The 18,373-nt window shown below is 35.4% G+C and carries 26 protein-coding genes; 8 read left to right on the forward strand and 18 right to left on the reverse strand.

The features are described from left to right. Position 1: 1 nt before the first annotated feature. A complete protein-coding gene (locus tag ACP5S8_RS00275) occupies positions 2 to 1,330 on the reverse strand; it encodes a TldD/PmbA family protein (RefSeq protein WP_461875245.1) in 1,329 nt (442 codons plus the stop codon). A gap of 132 nt (positions 1,331 to 1,462) precedes the next feature. On the opposite strand from ACP5S8_RS00275, the gene ACP5S8_RS00280 reads away from it, so the two are divergent. Then, complete coding sequence (locus ACP5S8_RS00280) at positions 1,463 to 1,729, forward strand: hypothetical protein (RefSeq protein WP_461870351.1); 267 nt, start codon at positions 1,463 to 1,465, stop codon at positions 1,727 to 1,729. Between the two features lie 81 nt (positions 1,730 to 1,810). After that, on the forward strand, positions 1,811 to 2,239 hold the full coding sequence (locus ACP5S8_RS00285) for a glycine zipper 2TM domain-containing protein (RefSeq protein ID WP_461875246.1): 429 nt from the start codon (positions 1,811 to 1,813) through the stop codon (positions 2,237 to 2,239). A 52-nt stretch (positions 2,240 to 2,291) separates the two neighbouring features. Here the strand turns inward: ACP5S8_RS00285 and ACP5S8_RS00290 are convergent, their stop codons facing one another. The 16 genes from ACP5S8_RS00290 to ACP5S8_RS00365 all read right to left on the reverse strand — a co-directional run bounded on the left by ACP5S8_RS00290 (position 2,292) and on the right by ACP5S8_RS00365 (position 13,615). Continuing rightward, the gene (locus ACP5S8_RS00290) at positions 2,292 to 2,828 is read right to left on the reverse strand and encodes a lytic transglycosylase domain-containing protein (protein ID WP_461875247.1); all 537 of its coding nucleotides are present in this window, start codon (positions 2,826 to 2,828) and stop codon (positions 2,292 to 2,294) included. Then, complete coding sequence (locus ACP5S8_RS00295) at positions 2,764 to 3,027, reverse strand: hypothetical protein (RefSeq protein WP_461875248.1); 264 nt, start codon at positions 3,025 to 3,027, stop codon at positions 2,764 to 2,766. Before ACP5S8_RS00295 ends, ACP5S8_RS00290 begins: the two co-directional genes overlap by 65 nt. Before the next feature lie 4 nt (positions 3,028 to 3,031). Next, a complete protein-coding gene (locus ACP5S8_RS00300; RefSeq protein WP_461870348.1) occupies positions 3,032 to 4,678 on the reverse strand; it encodes a tetratricopeptide repeat protein in 1,647 nt (548 codons plus the stop codon). Position 4,679: 1 nt separating this feature from the next. Continuing rightward, positions 4,680 to 5,561: a universal stress protein gene (locus ACP5S8_RS00305; RefSeq protein WP_461870347.1), complete on the reverse strand. Its 882-nt coding sequence runs from the start codon at positions 5,559 to 5,561 to the stop codon at positions 4,680 to 4,682. Beyond that, positions 5,539 to 6,348 (reverse strand): inositol monophosphatase family protein, encoded by an 810-nt coding sequence (locus tag ACP5S8_RS00310; RefSeq protein ID WP_461875249.1) that lies wholly within the window; start codon positions 6,346 to 6,348, stop codon positions 5,539 to 5,541. The genes ACP5S8_RS00305 and ACP5S8_RS00310 overlap by 23 nt, the downstream gene beginning before the upstream one ends. 6 nt (positions 6,349 to 6,354) lie before the next feature. Beyond that, entirely contained in the window at positions 6,355 to 6,912 is a 558-nt protein-coding gene (locus ACP5S8_RS00315) for a class II aldolase/adducin family protein (protein WP_461875250.1), read from the reverse strand. Next, complete coding sequence (locus tag ACP5S8_RS00320) at positions 6,900 to 7,751, reverse strand: 4-hydroxybenzoate octaprenyltransferase (protein ID WP_461870344.1); 852 nt, start codon at positions 7,749 to 7,751, stop codon at positions 6,900 to 6,902. Before ACP5S8_RS00320 ends, ACP5S8_RS00315 begins: the two co-directional genes overlap by 13 nt. Then, the gene (locus ACP5S8_RS00325; RefSeq protein ID WP_461875251.1) at positions 7,717 to 8,235 is read right to left on the reverse strand and encodes a shikimate kinase; all 519 of its coding nucleotides are present in this window, start codon (positions 8,233 to 8,235) and stop codon (positions 7,717 to 7,719) included. The genes ACP5S8_RS00320 and ACP5S8_RS00325 overlap by 35 nt, the downstream gene beginning before the upstream one ends. Then, positions 8,236 to 8,574: a hypothetical protein gene (locus ACP5S8_RS00330; RefSeq protein WP_461870342.1), complete on the reverse strand. Its 339-nt coding sequence runs from the start codon at positions 8,572 to 8,574 to the stop codon at positions 8,236 to 8,238. It abuts the gene before it with no gap. Between the two features lie 53 nt (positions 8,575 to 8,627). Continuing rightward, complete coding sequence (locus tag ACP5S8_RS00335) at positions 8,628 to 9,353, reverse strand: sulfite exporter TauE/SafE family protein (RefSeq protein WP_461875252.1); 726 nt, start codon at positions 9,351 to 9,353, stop codon at positions 8,628 to 8,630. Positions 9,354 to 9,376: 23 nt separating this feature from the next. Next, entirely contained in the window at positions 9,377 to 9,991 is a 615-nt protein-coding gene (locus tag ACP5S8_RS00340) for an SPOR domain-containing protein (protein ID WP_461875253.1), read from the reverse strand. Between the two features lie 51 nt (positions 9,992 to 10,042). Then, a complete protein-coding gene (pheS, locus tag ACP5S8_RS00345) occupies positions 10,043 to 11,065 on the reverse strand; it encodes a phenylalanine--tRNA ligase subunit alpha (protein ID WP_461870339.1) in 1,023 nt (340 codons plus the stop codon). Next, the gene (rplT, locus tag ACP5S8_RS00350) at positions 11,055 to 11,405 is read right to left on the reverse strand and encodes a 50S ribosomal protein L20 (protein ID WP_461872066.1); all 351 of its coding nucleotides are present in this window, start codon (positions 11,403 to 11,405) and stop codon (positions 11,055 to 11,057) included. Before rplT ends, pheS begins: the two co-directional genes overlap by 11 nt. Before the next feature lie 15 nt (positions 11,406 to 11,420). Beyond that, a complete protein-coding gene (locus tag ACP5S8_RS00355) occupies positions 11,421 to 12,062 on the reverse strand; it encodes a ribonuclease HII (RefSeq protein ID WP_461875254.1) in 642 nt (213 codons plus the stop codon). Further along, the gene (gene rplS, locus ACP5S8_RS00360; RefSeq protein WP_461875255.1) at positions 12,005 to 12,409 is read right to left on the reverse strand and encodes a 50S ribosomal protein L19; all 405 of its coding nucleotides are present in this window, start codon (positions 12,407 to 12,409) and stop codon (positions 12,005 to 12,007) included. Before rplS ends, ACP5S8_RS00355 begins: the two co-directional genes overlap by 58 nt. A 69-nt stretch (positions 12,410 to 12,478) precedes the next feature. Then, complete coding sequence (locus ACP5S8_RS00365) at positions 12,479 to 13,615, reverse strand: TDT family transporter (RefSeq protein ID WP_461875256.1); 1,137 nt, start codon at positions 13,613 to 13,615, stop codon at positions 12,479 to 12,481. Positions 13,616 to 13,770: 155 nt separating this feature from the next. Between ACP5S8_RS00365 and ispH the strand changes: the two genes are divergently transcribed. From ispH to rsmA, 6 genes are all read left to right on the forward strand, one after another. Further along, positions 13,771 to 14,631 (forward strand): 4-hydroxy-3-methylbut-2-enyl diphosphate reductase, encoded by an 861-nt coding sequence (gene ispH, locus ACP5S8_RS00370; RefSeq protein WP_461870334.1) that lies wholly within the window; start codon positions 13,771 to 13,773, stop codon positions 14,629 to 14,631. Between the two features lie 31 nt (positions 14,632 to 14,662). After that, entirely contained in the window at positions 14,663 to 15,595 is a 933-nt protein-coding gene (gene ccsB, locus ACP5S8_RS00375; protein WP_461875257.1) for a c-type cytochrome biogenesis protein CcsB, read from the forward strand. A 9-nt stretch (positions 15,596 to 15,604) separates the two neighbouring features. Continuing rightward, complete coding sequence (nadC, locus tag ACP5S8_RS00380) at positions 15,605 to 16,438, forward strand: carboxylating nicotinate-nucleotide diphosphorylase (RefSeq protein ID WP_461875258.1); 834 nt, start codon at positions 15,605 to 15,607, stop codon at positions 16,436 to 16,438. A gap of 103 nt (positions 16,439 to 16,541) precedes the next feature. Next, complete coding sequence (locus ACP5S8_RS00385) at positions 16,542 to 16,811, forward strand: HU family DNA-binding protein (RefSeq protein ID WP_461875259.1); 270 nt, start codon at positions 16,542 to 16,544, stop codon at positions 16,809 to 16,811. A 55-nt stretch (positions 16,812 to 16,866) separates the two neighbouring features. Beyond that, entirely contained in the window at positions 16,867 to 17,319 is a 453-nt protein-coding gene (locus ACP5S8_RS00390; RefSeq protein ID WP_461875260.1) for a hypothetical protein, read from the forward strand. Beyond that, positions 17,306 to 18,061, forward strand: a complete 756-nt coding sequence (gene rsmA, locus ACP5S8_RS00395) for a 16S rRNA (adenine(1518)-N(6)/adenine(1519)-N(6))-dimethyltransferase RsmA (RefSeq protein ID WP_461875261.1) — start codon at positions 17,306 to 17,308, stop codon at positions 18,059 to 18,061. Before ACP5S8_RS00390 ends, rsmA begins: the two co-directional genes overlap by 14 nt. Here rsmA and ACP5S8_RS00400 read toward each other — a convergent pair. Beyond that, a partial coding sequence (locus tag ACP5S8_RS00400) for a methylated-DNA--[protein]-cysteine S-methyltransferase (RefSeq protein ID WP_461875262.1) occupies positions 18,004 to 18,373 on the reverse strand: 370 nt, incomplete at its 5' end. The two genes, rsmA and ACP5S8_RS00400, sit on opposite strands and share 58 nt — an antisense overlap.

Here is an 18,373-nt window from a genome sequence, read left to right on the forward strand (position 1 = left end):
ATCATATTCCCCCTATCGTGATATTCTCCACCAACACAGATGGAGACCCTACGTGTCCAAAAAATCTAAAGTCGTTTCCTACCAATTTTATTTTTTTTAAAAGCTCAAGAAAGTTCGAGGCCACAGTTACTGCCCTTATAGCGTACATAGGTTTGGCATTTTTATAAACAACGCCAGAAGCACCCAAAGAAAAGTTTCCAGAAATAGGATCCGCCATGTGAAGACCCATAAGCTCTGTGATGTATACACACTCTTCATAAGCACCTAGAAGGGTCTCTAGTGAATTATCTTTAGGTACCAAGTAAAAGTTGTGAATACCAGTTTGTGGTACAGATTTATAACCAGCCCTTACGCTGTTGGCAGTAGACTCTTGGTTGGATTTTTTAGCTGTGTATATGTTGTGTAAAAACATCTTAAAAACGCCGTTTTCCACAACTATATTTTTTTGGGTTGGATTTCCGTCTGCATCAAAGCGAGAGCTTCCCAAAGCCCTGTTTATAGTACCGTCATCTATTATGCTCACCTCTTCACTGGCTATTTGCTCTTGTAGTTTATCTTTTAACATAGTTTTATTTTTTACAAGAGAATCTCCTAAAAACACGCTGGAAAATGCCCTTAGCAAAGATACCATACTATCTGGTGAGAAAACTACCGGCAACGACTTTGTTTCAAAGCTTTTAGGATTAAGAAGACTTACCGTATTTATAGCTATTTCCTTTGAAAGTAAGTCAAAATCCAAATCCTCATAAAATCTACTGGCTATATAAGAACATCCAGATGATGTATCTTCACCATCTTTAGCTATAGCACATCCCATCACAAAGAAACCGCTCAGCGTTTCTTCTATTTTTACTCCGTAGGAGTTTTCCATAAGATAAGAATACGTAGATTCTGTGTAAGATAAGTCTCTAACCAAAGCTATGCGAGGATCGTAAGATTTTATCTTGTCTTCTGTCTCTAAAAGTTTGTTTATCTTTGTCTGCCTATCCTTAGAAAGGCCTTCTTTATCAAAGAGCTCAATTTGATTTTTATTTTCTTTTTGTTCTTTTAAAAGCTCAAAAACATCTTCTTTCTCTTGGGACATAGCTATATCCATCGCTATTTTAGTGCAGTCTTCTATGTCCTTTCTAGTGAGCTTCGTAGTATAAGAAAATCCCATTTTTCCATCTTTTATAACCCTTATACCCAAGCCCTGTTCTTTTGAGGCTTCCACCCTATCTATAGCCTTATCCTCTATGTCAATCTTTACTTTGTTAGACTGACTTACATATATCTCAAACTCAAATCCTTCTTTTATGACATTCTTTACAATAGCTTTTATGTCTTCCATAGTTTTATTATAAACTAAATTTTATCAAAAAATAAGCAAGAGTTATAAATATGATTATATAGTCAACATTTTCACCAAATATTCATAAATTTGGCTTTATATTTATAACATCAACCTTAAGGAGGTATTGATATGAGGAAAATAGCAAAGGCAGTATTAGGAGTTGCTCTTTTGTCTGGAGTTGTGTTGGCACAACCAACAGCTTCCAAGGAAACCAAATCCCAGGAAAAATTTGAACATGTAAAGGCTCGCATTCTTCACATGATTGACAAGAGAATGGATTTCCTACAAAAACACAAAGCTTGCGTAGAAAAAGCTCAAAACTGGAAAGAGTTAAGAGCCTGCAGACCCCACAGAAAAATGTGGCATAAACCTATGAAAAAGATGGAGAAAAAGTAAATTATTACAAGCCGCGGTTTACCCGCGGTATCATAAAAAAATGTTTTAAAGATATTAAATTTTATATAAAGGAGGTTAAATATGAATCTTAGAAGCGCTAGATTTGCTAGAATGGCTAGTATAGTCGGTCTATCGGCTGTGCTTTTTTCCTGTGCGCAAACTGGTCAATATAGCTTATCTCCAGCCGGCCAGCAAGGTGCAGCTGTAGGTGGTATCCTTGGTACAACAGCGGGGGTAATGCTAGACCAATCAAACAGATGGCGTGGCGGTGTAATAGGCGGTGTAATGGGTGCTATATTAGGCGGTACTCTTGGCCAGATAGCAAACCAAGCTGCTCAACAAGCGGCTACTCAAAATCAGCCAGTCCAATATTCAAATGGCCCTCAAACAATTCAAGCATTACCCCAAGGGCAAGCTCCAAACGGCTGCCAAACTGTAACCACAAAGTACTACGAACATGGACAATTGATAAAAACAGAAACCAGAGAGGTTTGCCCAGGTCAACAGTAAAATTTAAACTTAAAAAGCGGGTAAAAAAACCCCGCTTTACTTTTAACAGCTTCTATGTAACGTTTTGGTATTTCTTAATCTTTGATAAAACAGATTTGACATAACCCCAGTTGTCTGCATTTATACCGTTGTAAGCCTTTATAGCAGTGGGCCAATTTCCATACTTTTGAAAATCTCTAGCCAGTATAGCAGCACCAGCTTCTATGTTGGTATCTACATCAAACAGTTGGTTTTTATCTTTTATATTTAGCTCTTTCATTATATCTACGTTGTGATCGTAGTTTACCTGCATTAGCCCTCTATCCGTGGTGCCATCTTTGTTGTGATTTACGGAGTAGGGATTAAAAGAAGATTCTTGATCTATGATAGCGTATATAAGTTCTTTGGGAATATGGTATTTGGAAGAAGCCTTATCTACCGCTTGCTCTATTTGACTTTTAAGGTCTTTTGGCAAACTATCAAAGCTATATCCTATAGCTTCTTTTGTGTTATCTGTGATGAGATGTTTTAAGTTGTTGTAGTGTTCATTGTCTGGAGGAGGAGGATGAGGAGGAAGTAGAAGGATCTTGATTAGCACTAACCATATCAAAAAATTTAAACATCTCTATTAAAGAAGAGTTGTCTGACATAAAACCGTCTTTCACAAAAGGAATAAACTTTGATTTGGTTTCTTGAGAGTTTTCTGATTTTAACGCATCTTCAAAAGAAGGTACATCTTCTTTTATCGTTTTAACAATTCTCTCTTGATTACCGCCTTTTAGAAAATTTGTTAAGTCCTCTATCCTCATAATCTTATTTTATCTCTTTTAAAAACTCTAGAATCTTTTTCTTTTGGCCCGGTTCTTCTTCTCCTTTTTTGTTTACTATGTGTAGAGCTTTTAACAACAACTTTTTGGCTTCTTTTGGTTGCCCTAACATAAGTTTTATCATACCAAGATGTTGTATAATTACAGAATCTTTTGAATTTAGCTTGTAAGCTTCTTCTTCATATTTTAAAGCCTTTTTATAGTCATGCAAAAGGAAATACCCATAAGCCAAACTATCAAGATAGGACGGGTTTTTAGGAGAAAGTTCCACGGCTTTTTTCACATACTTCATCCCTTCTTTTATATCTTTGTTGTAAATAAGCATAGTATAACCTAAGTAATTTAGCATATCTGCATCGTTTGGCTTTAGCTCAACTACCTTTTTTAAATCATTTATCTCGTTGTCTATTTGATGTAGCTTATCTTCAATCATAGCTCTTATAAAATAGCTTCTATAATCATGAGGATTTAGCTTTATAGATTGATCTGCGTATACTTTTGCCATTATGTAATGACGATGGCTAGCCGCTATTATAGCCTTAAATATGTAAAGTTTTGAGCTTAAAGGATTGAGTTTTAAACCTTTCTCTATATAAGGCATGGCCTCGTTGTATTTACCTTCGTCTATTAAAATACTTGCTATTCTTTCGTATAGCTTTGGATTTTTCTTATCTATTTGAAGAAGCTTTTTATATACTTCAAGGGCTTTCACAGGTTTATGAGCAGCTTCCAACGCTAGTCCGTAAAGGTAAGCGATGGGTTTATTGTTTGGATTTTTTTTATACAAAGGAGCTAAAACCGATATAGCCTTATCGTATCTCATGCTTTGGAGCAACGATACCGCATACTGATACTGATAGTTTGGATTATTCTTATTTAGTTCTGCAAGTTTTTTATATATATCAGAAGCTTTGTAACTAAGGCCTAACTTAAAAAATAGGTTGCCTAATCGCTCCAATGCACTTATATTTGATGGGTCTTTTTTTAGTATATCTTCGTAAAGTTTTTCTTCGTCTTGATATTTGCCCTCTTGATCGTATATACTTGCCAACGTGTCTACGGCTTCATCAAAGTTTGGTTTTAACTCTATAGCTTTTTTAAGGTCCTCTATTGCCTTTTCTTTGTTTTGCTGTGCAAGTTCTATACGTGCTCTAATATAGTAAAATATCTCTTTCCCGTTTTCGTTTTTAAAAGCTAAAAACCTATTTAGAATATCTTCGGCCTTTTTTATCTCTCCATCGTGTATGTATGTGGTTATAAGATTTAGAGCAAAGAAATTGTCCTGAGGAAATTTGCTTAGCGCTTCCTCCAATATCTTTTTTGCGTTTTCATGGTCTTTAGCCATGGTATAAAGAGTGTATAAATCTATATAAGGTCTTTTTAGATCTGGATACCTATCTTTGTAAAGCTTTGCCACGTAGATAGCACCTTCTAAATAATGGGCTCTTACGTACATACTTATAACATCTTCAAACACGCTTGGGGTTGGAAGTTCCTTCAGCGCTTTTGAGCAATAAGGATAAGCTTTCTGAGGGTTATCTATGTAATAATGACACATCGCATAATCAAAATATGGGTTTGCCAAACCTAAAGAGCTTGCAAACAAAAGTGATAAAAATATTTTTCTAAACATATTAACCCTCTGTTTTAAATATGTACAAAGGATAAGTACTTTGTCTTAATATCCTTAGAGCTTCAACACCGCCAAATATCCTTTCCAAAAGCTTAGGCCTTTTTGAGGCTACAAATATAATATCTGGGTTTATCTTGTTGGCAAATTCTTCCAACGTTTTAGCTACATCTTTGTCATTTATTATTTCATATGAAAAGCTGTAAAATTCAGAAAACTTATTTTTTATATCGTTTAGTTTTTTTAGTTTTGCATCGTTTATGCTTTGTTCTAACGTTTGAGATACGTCTGGAGATATCTGAATGTTTATACCTTTATCCACATGTAGTAGTGTAATCTTTGGTTTTAGGCTTTTAAAAGTATCAAATATAAAATCTAGCATCTTATCGCATATGTTGGTAAAATCGTAAGCCACAAGAAGGTGATCTAATTTCTCTATCTCCTTAGCTTTTATCACTACCGAGCTAACCTTAGAGTTCTTAACAACATCTTCAGTAGTGCTGCCCACCAATATTTTTTCTATAAGGTTTTTACTGTGTCCACCTAAAAATATACCGTCCATATTGTTGTTTTCGGCTTCTTGGGATATTATCTCAGCAAACGGTGTATCTACTATTACTTTTGGATTAGCTTTAACAGGTTGAAGATATTCTACCAAGGCGTTCAATTTTTCCAAAGCTAAATTTTTCGCGTTTTCTTCAGCTTTTTGGATAATATCCATATCTACTATGTCTATAGAAAGACCTTCTGGGTATGGAAGGTATGTAAAAGGTGCTATTATATGAAGAAGCTCTAACTGAGCATCTAGTTTTGTAGCAAAGACTTTTGCGCTTCTTATCACTAAATTTGTGATATCTGAAAAATCAACGCTTACAAGATACTTCATAGCTAACCCCCACATTTTTTTGCACTACCTCAAGCATCCAATCGTGTATTAAACCGTTAGAAGCCACTATATCGGTAGGACTTTTGAGGCCGTTGGTTAAAGAATAAGTCCCACCTGCTTCTAAAAGCACTATTAAAGCTCCCGATATATCCCATGGGTGAAGCTCAAATTCCATAAGCCCATCAAATATACCCTCTGCTAAAAAGCATATATCAACCGCCGCGGCACCGGGGCGCCTCATAGATGCGGCTTCTATAAAAAGCTCCTTTGAAGCTTGAAGATAGCTGTTTAAATCTCTTTTTGAACGAGATGGAAACCCATAACATATGTTGCAGTGCTTTAATATACGCCTACTGCTAACTCTTATAGGTTTCCCATTTTTAAAAGCTCCCAAACCTTTTGCTGCAAAGTAAAGTTTATCAAAGTAAGGCAAGTAAACCGCTCCAGCTATAGGCTCATCTTCATAAGCAAGCCCTACTGAACATGCGAATATAGGAAAGCCCATGAGATAATTTTTTGTACCATCTAGGGGATCTATATACCACTTATAAGGGCTGTTGTTTATAGAAGCTCCCTCTTCACCGACTATTTGATGGTCTTTAAACGTTGAGTTTACGTACTCTACTATCTTTGATTCGGATGTTTTATCAACAAAACTAACAAAATCTTTTTCGGCTTTTTCCTCTATATCAGATATTTGCACACTACCAAAATACTCTTTTAATACTTCTCCGCCTATTAAAGCTGCGTTTTTTGCCACATCTAAAAATCTACCTATATCATCCATATTGATTTATTTTATCATGCTTTTGGCTTTTAAAAGCATAAAACAAGAATGCTCCAAAGCCCCAGTGTAAGCGTAAGCTTCCATAAGTGTTCTTGAAGCGGCGAAAACGCCATGGGTTTTTACTATCACTACGTTATATTGCTTAAGATATAAAGAAAGGATTTCCTCTAAAGCTTTGGAAGCAGACGGCGGATTGACATCCAACACCGGCGCTTCTTCAAAAATAAGCTTTCCTTCCGAGTCTATCGGGACAATGTTATCGTAGAAAAAAGAAGCAAGAACCGCGTATTTTGGATGGGTGTGAAGTATAGCTTTCTTACCTGTATTTGTATATATGGCTTTGTGAACCGAAAACTCAGAAGATGCTTTTGGTGAATAGCTTTTTGAATTTAAATTTACCTTTATTATATCTTGTTCTGTTAAATCTCCAAAAAAAGAACCTTTCTTGGTTATATACATGAAATTTTTATACGAATAACTTATATTCCCAGCAAAAGAATTCACCAAACCCTCTTTAAAACTTAACTTTGCAACCTTTAATATCTCAGCTTTTATGAAATCCATAAAGATAGTGTTATAAGAAGCATAAAAACAATGCTTATATAACCGTTTACAGTAAAAAATGCTTTGTTTAACTTCGATAGGTCGTTTGGTTTTATGAGCTTGTGTTCATAAACTAAAAATCCAGCTATTCCAACAAGACCCAAGAGATATACAACTCCAAGCCTATTGTCTATAAAATGAAGCCACAAAAGACACAAAAACGTCATTACATGAAATATCCTTGCGGTATATATGGCTTTCTCTTTCCCAAGCCAAACTGCTATTGATTTTACCCCATGCTTTAAATCAAACTCGTAATCTTGAAGAGCGTAAAGCATATCAAAGCCACTCACCCAAAATCCCATTGCAAAACCAAGTATTATAGCCTCTTCTGATACGTGGCTATTTAGAGCTACATCTACTCCTATAGGTATAAGAAAATAAACCAAACCAAGAAAAATATGTGGCATGTATGTAAACCTTTTGGCTTTTGGATATATATAGATAGACAAAAGCACTATAGGAGAAAGCAAGAAAGCAAGCTTGTTTAGCATAAGGCTAACAATCAAAAACAAGTAAGAGGTAACAAAAATTATTAGCTTTAGCTCAAGCTCTGAAACTGTACCCTTAGCATGAGGCCAGTTTTTGGTACGGGGATTAAGCTTGTCTAAATCCAAATCCGATAGTCTATTCATAGTCATTGCGTCTGTTCTTACAAGCACCATCGCCACTATGATAAGTAAAAATTTCCATAAATCAAAACCATGGCTTAACAACAAAAATGCGCTTATACCAAAAGGCAAAGCAAATATAGTATGCTCAAACTTAACAAGCTCTGATATCTCTTTTAAATTGCTCATAGTGTTTTATTATATCCTCTGCTATAGTTTCTGGGCTTTTAAAAGCATCAAAACGTTGATGTGCCATACTGTAAATGTCGTATCTTCTATTATACAAGCTTCTAAGTTCCTCTAACGACTTCCTAAGAAGTGGTCTATTTGGTAAATCTTTGCAACGGTTGTAAAACTCTTCAAAAGATACATCCAAGAAAGCTACAAAACCTTTCTGCTTCATAAACTCCATAGCTTCTTCCCTAGCCCCAAGACCACCACCTGTAGATATCACGCTTTTTGGTTTTGAAACATCCTTTAACGTCTTTATCTCAAAATCTCTAAAAAAAGGTTCTCCTTTCTTAGCAAAAACCTCTTCTATAGTCATATTAAGACGGTTCTCTATCTCTTTATCTACATCTATAAAGGCAAAGTTTAACCTTGAGGACAATATACTACCTACAGATGTTTTGCCGCTACACATGAAACCTACTAAGAATATAGGAATATCCACTTAAAAGTCTAAGTCTATATCTTCGTCGTCTATTTCAAAAGTATCAGTGGTAAAGAAAAAACCCCTTACGTTTAAGGCTATGTTTTTAAATTCGTTTAGATAATCAAGCACGCTATCGTAAAAGTTGATAGTATCTCTTAAGTTCCTTATTTGATCACCATCTAACCCTTTTTTTCTCAACATCCTTATAGAAGCTATGCGTCCCATTCTTGCTTTGGAATATTTTTCCTGCCACTCGGTCCAAAACTCCTGTTTATGGACTGGGGTTTTGATGACAAAGCTGTCCAATTTGGACAATTCTTCTAACCATTGGAGCTCCAAAGAAGATTTCTTGTTCATATAAATATTATATCATATTAAATCTCTAAAACAATAACATTAGGCATAAACTTTTAAAAACTCTTTAAACCTTTTGCTATCAAAAGTATACCACATATTATTGTTAAAAACGGTACGCTTAGGTTAAGATATCGTTTGTTTATAAATCTGCTTATAAATCTACCCGTCCAGAGCCCCATTACTGAAGCAACCCCCCAATACGCTATATATTCGTATCTTACATTTGAGAAGGCGTGAAGTATATAGTATATAAAAAGCCTTATACCTACCATCAAAACAAAGTAAATAGATATGAGATATCTATACTCATCAAACTCTTTTACAATATTTCTCAAATATATGGCAGCTGGCGGACCCCCTATTCCTACTATACCAGAGAACACTCCAGACAAAACTCCAACGAAAAATCCATGTTTTATCTCTATTTTTGAAGTTAAATCTAAAAGCTCATTTTTAAAGATAGATAAACCGTCAAAGATTCCTATGCTTATAAAAAACAACCCACTAAACATCTCCATATAGGTAGCGCTTATAATTTTTAAGATATGTGCGCCAAGAAATATACCAACAAAAGAACCAGTTATCAGATAAAATATCATTCTCATGTTTGGTTTATAGCTTTTACTAACCAAAAGAATGCTAAGAGGTCCTAAAGCTTGAATAAAAGAAAACGTAAGCACAGCAGATTTTATGTTCATAACAAGGCTCAATAGTGTAACCATAAAAACCCCGCCGCCAAAGCCGGATATACCTTGGACTACCCAACTTGCAAATATCATTAAGCTTGTGATGAAAAGAAGATTCAACGGACTCTAAAAGCGCCTGGAAACGCTGTTAAAAGTTTTATACCTTCGTTTGGATTCGTTAGCATTACTCTTACTATATAAAAACCTTTTTCTTGCTTTACCATGGGCTCGAAACCTAAAGCTCTTGCCTTTGATATGGCCCTTTGCAAGGCAACTTGAGATTTGAAAGCTCCAATTTGAAATAAAACATTACCGCTATTTTCCTCTTTTTGGCTATTTTTTATTATCTGTGTAATAGTTTTTGGAGCATTTGGTTTTGATTTTTTAGCTATTTTTTGGGGTTGAACAGATGGTTTTGGTGTTGATGTTTGAGGGGATTGAGCTGATGGGCTGGGAGTGGAAGAACTAGGTTGAGAAATAGCTTGGTTTTGAGGTGTTTGCGTGGATGGGTTTTGAGGTTGTTGAATGTTTGTTGGAGCGGGTTGAGATGTTTGAGCTTGAGAATTTGGTAAAACAGAAGACGCATTTTGATTGGGAGTAGGAGAAGCTGTAACTATATTTATCTTGCCAGTGGATTCTTTTTCATGTTGCCATTGATTTAAACCTATATAAAAAAGCGTAAAACCTATGAATGCCCCCAAAGATAAAAGTGCCGTTCTTTTTAGCTTCATACAATTATTTTACCATCAAAAAGTTAAAAACTAAATTTTTTATTATCCATTTTATTGTTCAAACTGAGCTAAAAATCTTACATCGTTTTCGTAAAACAACTTTATGTTGTCTATGCCGTAGTAAAGCATTGCAAGACGTTCTACGCCCATTCCGAAAGCAAAGCCCGTATATAAAGATGGGTCTATATTACAATTTCTTAAGACGTTTGGATGCACCATTCCGCACCCCATCACCTCAAGCCAACCCGTTTGTTTACATACCCTACAACCGCTTCCTTCACATATCACACACTGGATATCCACTTCAAAGGATGGTTCTGTAAATGGAAAGTAAGAACTTCTATATCTGGTTTTTAGGCTTTTGTTAAAAAACAACTGCAAAAAAGTATCTAAAACATACTTTAGATGTCTTAAATTTATATGCTTATCTACCGCTAAACCTTCAACCTGAAAAAACATCGGTGAGTGGGTAGGATCGTCATCTTTTCTATAAACTTTACCAGGTGCAGTTATATATATCGGTGGTTTATTAGAAAGCATGGTTCTTATCTGTATTGGAGAGGTGTGAGTCCTAAGAACGTAACCTTCTTTGTTTACATAAAAGGTATCTTGCATATCTCTGGCTGGATGATATTTTGGTATATTTAACATATCAAAGTTGTACTCTTCTTTTTCAAGCTCTGGGCCTTGCTGCTCTAAAAACCCCATAGACTTTAGTATATATAGTATTCTATCTAGGGTGAGGGTAATAGGATGAAGGCTACCTATCTGGTTTGTAGTGGGAAGTGTAGGGTCCACAAATTCTTTTGATAAGTTTTTTCTTTCTTCTAAGCTTTTAAAATACGAAAACTTTTGAGAAAACAGCTCTTCTACAGTTTCTTTTAGCTCGTTTAAAAGGCTTCCATAGGTTTTTCTTTCTTCTGGTGGAATATCTTTTATAGCTTTTGCAAGCTCTTTTACAACACCTGTTTTACCTAGATATTTGCTCTTTAATTTTTCTAAGTCTTGCAAAGAGGAAACGGAAGCTAACTCTTCGTTTAGCTCCCTTAGTATAGAATCTTTATCAAGCAACATGCTGTTTTGCTTTTTCTATAAGCTCTTTAAAAGCCTGAGGATCAAGTATTGCTATCTGCGATAAAGATTTTCTATTTAGATTTATACCAGCTTTTTTAAGACCGTTTATAAATTTGCTGTAAGTCATGCCGTTGGCTCTGCAAGCTGCGTTTATACGAGCTATCCAGAGTGCTCTAAACTGCCTTTTACGTTGGCGCCTATCTCTGTATTGATATTTTAGCGCTCTTATAACAGCTTCCTTAGCTTTTCTGTAAACTCTACTTTTTTGGCCTCTATATCCCTTTGCTAATTTTAAAACTTTCTTCCTAAACTTTTTGGAAGAGCTACCTTTTACTCTCATAAAAACCTCCTTAAACTAAATATTATAACAAAAACTTCTTCTATGAATATCAGAAAGTCCAAAAGCCTTTATCTCTTGGATATGCTCCTTCGTGCCGTATCCTTTGTGCTTATCGAAGCTAAAAGGTTTGTAAATCAAAGAGTATTCTTTCATCATAGTATCTCTGGTGGCTTTGGCTACCAATGAGGCAAGCCTTATAGAAAAACTCTTCTCATCACCTTTTACTATTGGTATGCAATCGTAATCTTCTAAGTTTATAAAATCTGACAAAACTACATCAAAACCCTTAAGCTTTTCCAAAGCCCTTCTCATGGCTAGTTTTGTGGCTTTTGTGATACCAACATCGTCTATTTCCTCATGAGTGGCTATGCCTATGCTGTATCTAAAATATTTTTTTATCGTATCAAAAGCCAAAAACCTATCTTCTTCTCTTAATTTCTTTGAATCACCTTTTATAAAAGAGCACTCTGGTTCGTAGAATACGCTTATATCATCCACAAACAACGCACCTACCACCAAAGGGCCGGCCAAAGCGCCCCTACCGGCTTCATCTATACAAGCCAACGCTAAGCCCCTTTTCAAAAATTGATGTTCGTATATTAGGATTTCTTGGATTTGGCTTCTTGTTTGAGCTTTTCGTGGGCCTCTTTTTCCCATGGTTTAATCTCTTTTATCTTACGTGCTGCAGTTTTACCTTTTAATTGTCTCAAGAAGTATAGTTTTGACCTTCTTACTTTACCGTATTTTATTAGCTGTATGCTGTCTATGTTTGGGCTGCAGTATGGAAACGTCCTTTCTACACCTACTCCGTAAGATTCCTTTCTTACTGTAAACATCTTGTTTAGGCCTTTATTTTTTATTCTTATTACTATACCTTCAAAGCCCTGTATCCTCTCTTTATCACCTTCTTTTATTTTGTAATTTACCCTTACGGTATCACCTACTTTAAACTTTGGATACTCTTTCTTAGGGGTATAGAGCTTCTCTAACTCTTGAATATTCATGGCTTTTGACCTCCAAAAATCGTTTTAAGCCAATATTATACCATAAATTAGATTTTTGGATTTAACATTTTATCTTATAGGCAGGCCAGTCTCAGCCGACAGACAAGGAGCTCTAAATAACGAACCATGCCATATGCCTTGCATAGTTCTTATCATAACTATCGTATAAAAAGTAGTTAGCATTATTATCTCTATGCCTGATAATATCTTTACAAACTCAAAACCTGTGAAAATCCACAATTGAATGGTAGCAGCCGTAAACACTCCCAACGGGAACGTAAATCCCCACCATCCCATGTTAAAGGGCAACCCCTCTTTTAGATATTTTAACGTAGTCATTATAGCCATAACAAACCACCATAGGCCGTAAGCCCACAAAAGCATGCCTATCATAAAACCTACTCTAAAGAAAAGCCTTGAAAAAAGCTCAAACTCAGTGCCGTAAAACACTCCAGAAGATGCCTGACCTAGTAAAAACATTGCCAAAGAACCGGTCCCAATAGGCCCCAACGTTAGCCATATTGAAACTGCCATATCTTTTGACGGCAAACCATGTACTGCCAATCTAAAAAACAAAATAACCAATATGCTCATAGCAAGAGGGACAGACAAAGACCATAGTATGTAGCTTGTATAAATCATATACTGAGCATGAATTTGATCAACGTGAGAAGCTACAAAACCACCAGAAGCAGCTGTAACCTCTGATGGAACAATTGGTAAAAGCCATACGCCAGTCATCTTGTCTAAGCTATGCTCATGGGTTGTAAACATATAAAACGGTACTAAGAATCCACTTATTATAGCTAGTACCGCGTCTATCCACCAAAGATAGTAGGCTAAATGAGCATGAAGGTTGCCGTCAAACAATATAAAACCGTTTACTATGGTGGCAAAGCCCATGGGTATAGCACCTATAAACATAGATTGAACTGGATGATGAAGCATTTTTTTGGCACCTTCAAAGAAAAATACCCATCTTGCTATAAAAAGAAGCGAAATCACGGCAAAAAATACTATGTTTAGCTCCCATATAAACTTAGTGATAGGTATCATATAAGGAAAGTGATAAGGGGAGTTGTGCAAGTCTATAGCGACTATACCTGTACCCATCGTAAGGGTAAACCAATTGGGTGTGAAATTTTTCACTACATCCAGAGGATGACTTAACGCCTGTAATGGTTTATAAAATTTCTTAGTTTCCATGCAAATATTTTAACGTTTTTTATGTTTTTAAGCAACATAAACGTAATTATTAGCAATGAGTAAATATTCTTTACATTTGTTTATATATGATATGTAATATATATCATAATGAGTAATTTCATTGCAATACTTTTAGTTTTAAATACCATTAATCTATGCCAAAAGTATTGATTGCAAAAAACGCAGGGTTTTGTTACGGCGTGAAAAGAGCCATAACGCTTGCAGAAAGAGCTGCTAAAGAGCATTATAGAGTTTATACACTTGGACCTCTAATACACAATCCTCAAGAAGTAAAAAGACTTTCCGACATGGGTATAAAAACTGCCACCGATACAAACATAGATAAAGATGCCACAGTAATAGTCCGCTCTCACGGTATATCGCCAGAAAAGGAAAGATTTTTAAAAGACACGTTTGCTAAGGTTGTAGACGCTACTTGCCCATATGTAAAGGCTGTCCACGAAGCCGTTGTATCGCTTGCAAAAGAAGGCTACTTCGTAGTAATAGTGGGTGAAAAAGACCATCCAGAGGTCCACGGGACAATAGGGTATTTGGAGGAAGCAAAAGGCAGATACAAAGTAGTGGATTCTTTTGAAGATGTAGAAGATATAGAAGAAGATAGAGTGGGAGTAGTAGCTCAAACCACTCAGAATGAAATATTTTTTGAAAACGTAGTTTTGAAGCTTTTAAAAAAAGTAAAAGAGTTAAAGGTGATAAACACTATTTGTAACGCCACCGAAGAACGCCAATCCGATATATATGAGCTTGCCCCCATAGTGGATGTTATGATAATAATAGGTGGTAAAAATAGCGGGAACACCAAAAGGCTTTTCGAAATAAGCAAATCTTTAAACGAGCGCTCTTATCATATAGAAACAAAAGACGAAATAGATCCATCTTGGTTAGAAGGAGCAGAAACTATAGGCATAAGCGCAGGTGCATCAACTCCAGATTGGATTATAGAAGATGTAAGATATTTTTTAGAAAATCATGAAAACTTCACAGAAAAGCTTTAAAATAAGCTTATCCAACATTTAAGGAGCTTTTATGAGAGAACTTAAACTTGAATCTTCAAAGAGTTTTCATATACCATCTTACGTATGGTATGCTTTAACGGGCGTTGGCATATCTTTGGCTTTAGGACTCTCTGGTCTTAACAACCTTCTTCTTTATAAGCTTGCTTTCTTTGGATACGCCGTATCGTTTTTTGTTTATTTTGCTTTTGTTATTTTAAGAAACAACTTATTCTCTAAGCTGTCTACTGGAAGTTTGAGTTTGGCAGTCATGCTTAACTTATCAGCTATGATAGCAAGAATGCTAGATAGCTACAAAATGGGGCTATTCCATCCTCCTTGGACAGACCTTTTTGAAGCTCTCACCTTTTGGTCTTTCATAGTGGGTGTTGTTTATCTTTACATAGAACAAAAGTATGGCTACAAGCTAATGGGCAGCGTGGTGGCTTTCTTTATAAGCGGTATATACCTTTTTGCCATGCTAAAAGCCGATCCCAATATAGAACCTCTTATGCCGTCTTTAAGAAGCTACTGGCTTTACATACACGTGTTAACGGCATTTTTAGGTTATGCTGGTTTTACGGTGGCTTTTGCAGCAGCCGTGTTTTACCTTATAAAATATTATGCACCCAGCAGTATAAAAGCAAAATTGCCTCCAGAAGACGTTTTAGATGAAATAGCCTACAAATCTGTGGCTATAGTATTTCCAATATGGACAGCTTCTATCATACTAGGTGCTGCTTGGGCTGATGAAGCATGGGGTGGCTATTGGTCTTGGGACCCAAAAGAAGTTTGGGCTTTGATAGTGCTTCTTTTCTTTGGAGCTTACTTACACGCTCGTTATATGATGGGTTGGAAGGGTCCTAAAGTGGCTTGGATGGTAGTTATAGGTTTTATAGCGATATTGATATGCTTCTTTGCGATAAACTTGTATTTCCCAGGACTTCACAGCTACGCAAAATCTTAAAACCCTTTGATGAATTGGCTAAAAATAGATGAAGCTATAAAAAGCTTTTTAGAGGAAGATATCGGCTGGGGGGATATAACCTCCTCAGCGTTGCCCGATAATTTAAACGCCAAGGGTTTTATAAAAGTAAAAGAAGCTGGTGTTGTAAGTGGTATCTTTTTTGCAAAAAGGGTTTTTGAGCTTTTAGGAGTTAAAGATATAGTATTAAAAGCCAAAGACGGGGATTTTGTAGATAAAAAAGATATAATAATGGAGCTTTTTGGAAGTGCAAAGGCGCTTCTTATGGGTGAAAGAGTAGCTTTAAATCTTATACAGTCTTTATCTGGTATTGCTACAGAGACAAAGTTTATGGTGGATAAGATAAAAGATTTTGGGGTTAAGCTTCTTGATACCAGAAAAACCACACCAGGATATAGATTTTTTGAAAAATACGCCGTTAGGACTGGAGCTGGGACTAATCATAGGTTTGCTCTTTACGATATGGTGTTGATAAAAGATAACCACATAAATCTATACGGTAGCATATCAAAAGCCGTAAAAGAGATAAGAAAACATCTATCTATGGCCTACAAGATAGAAGTAGAGGTAAGCAATTTTGAGCAACTTGAAGAGGCTATCAGTCTTGATATAGATTTTGTATTACTAGACAACTTCACTGTAGAAGATGCTAAAAAAGCAATAGAACTTGTAAGGGAAAAATCTTCTATAAAGATAGAGCTCTCAGGTGAAATAAACAAATCAAACATAGAAGAGTATGCCAAGACAAGACCTGATTATATATCCTCTGGGGCCATCATACACTCCTCTAAATGGTTAAACGCCAGCATGGATATTCTAATATAAGTATCTCTTATAAAAAATATTTTTTATTTTTCTTTTATACATCTTGACAGCAAGATTTTTAGTGATATAATAGTAATTTGAAAACACGTAAAGGAGGTTTACCATGACAAAAACAGAATTAGTTAGTTATGTGGCTCAGCAAGCTGACATAACAAAAGCAAAGGCTGAAAAATGTGTTAACGCTGTATTTGCTGCATTGGCAGAAAGCCTAAAGAAAAAAGAAAGAACCACTATACCAGGTTTTGGCACCTTCACAGTTAGCACCAGAAAAGCCAGAACCGGTAGAAACCCAAAGACTGGTCAAGAAATAAAAATACCAGCAAGAACCACAGCTGTTTGGAGACCATCTAAAGAACTAAAGAAACTAGGCTAAAATAAAAAATTAATGGCGGTGCTCACAATAGCACCGCTCTTTGAGAGCAAAAACGGTGAAAAAAGATTTAACAAACCTTATCAAAAACGAAGACGCTTATCAGTCTAACGATTTTATAAGTGAAAGGACAGCCTCAGACTACGTAGCAAAGTATCTTATAAGTTATATAACGATTGAGCTTCAAAACCTACCAAAAGATCACTGGGAAAATACAGTCAAGACATGGTTAAAAATAATAGCTTTAGCCAAAAGCCTACAAAACAATATGCAAAGAAGCATGTTTTATCAAGAAAACAAGTTTGACATGGTAATGGAAGGTATCTTAGAAGATGTAATACACACGATAAACGGATTCCAGTCTATAAACTTACTTTCAAAAGACTTTAAACCTTATGAACTTATAAAAAAATCCCTTGAACTTATATTAAAATATCAAAAGCATCAAGAGTATCAACTTTTCGAAGAGCCCTTTAACTACCTTTGCAACATTTTTAATGTTAAAACCTAAAAAATCCTTCGGTCAAAACTTCTTAAAATCAAAAAATATAGCAAACTCTATAGTAGAACTCCTAGATGTAAAAGAATATGATGTAGTTATAGAAATAGGGCCAGGTCTTGGGGCATTAACAGAGTTTTTATATCAAAAGCCCAAAAAAGAGCTTATCTTGGTAGAACTTGACAAAGACATTTTTAGGCTTTTGGAAGAAAAGTATAAGGATGCAAAACTAATAAATATAGATGCTTCAAAGCTTGATTTATCAGCATACGAAAAAGCAAAAATCATAGGAAACCTTCCTTACAACATGTATGCAAACATACTCATAAACATGATAAACCAAGAAAAGCACATATCAAAAATGGTTTTTATGCTTCAAAAAGAAGTGGGGGAAAGGCTTGTCTCAAACTCCAAAGATAAATCCTGGCTTTGGGCTTATGTAAATACATATTTTGAAGTATCTTACGCTTTTAGCGTACCAGGTAGATTCTTTAACCCTGTCCCAAAGGTTACGTCCTCTGTGATAGTTTTTAACAAAAAAGAACAAACCCCTTCTTTTCCAAAAAAAGATTATATGGAATTTTTGAAAAAGCTTTTCTCAAACAAAAGAAAGATGCTAAAACAAAAGCTAAGTATAGAAGATAAATACGCTTTTAAAAGAGCAGAGGAACTATCCTTAGAGGATATAGAAAATATCTACAACACGCTTTCGTGTCTTAACAAAAACGCTTTTACATCCACACCGGCGTTATAACCACCTATGTGATTTTTGTCTTTGTAAAAGCCGTTAAACACCACTCTATGACAAGGTATAAATATAGGAAGTGGGTTTGATTTCATAGCGGTGGCTATCGTCCTTTGATGCAAATTAAGTCTATCGCCAAGCTCCTTATAGCTTATCACTTGTCCAAACTTTACGTTTTCTTTGAGGTATTTATAAATATCTTGATATCTTTCTGGCATGTAAAACATATCAAAGCGCTCTATGTCTTTTTTATTTAGAAAATACTCATCAAATATATCTTTTAAATCTTTTGGTATATCATCTTTTTCATCTGATATATAG

It is taken from the genome of Hydrogenobaculum sp., from assembly GCF_049967395.1.
Taxonomy (GTDB): Bacteria; Aquificota; Aquificia; order Aquificales; family Aquificaceae; genus Hydrogenobaculum.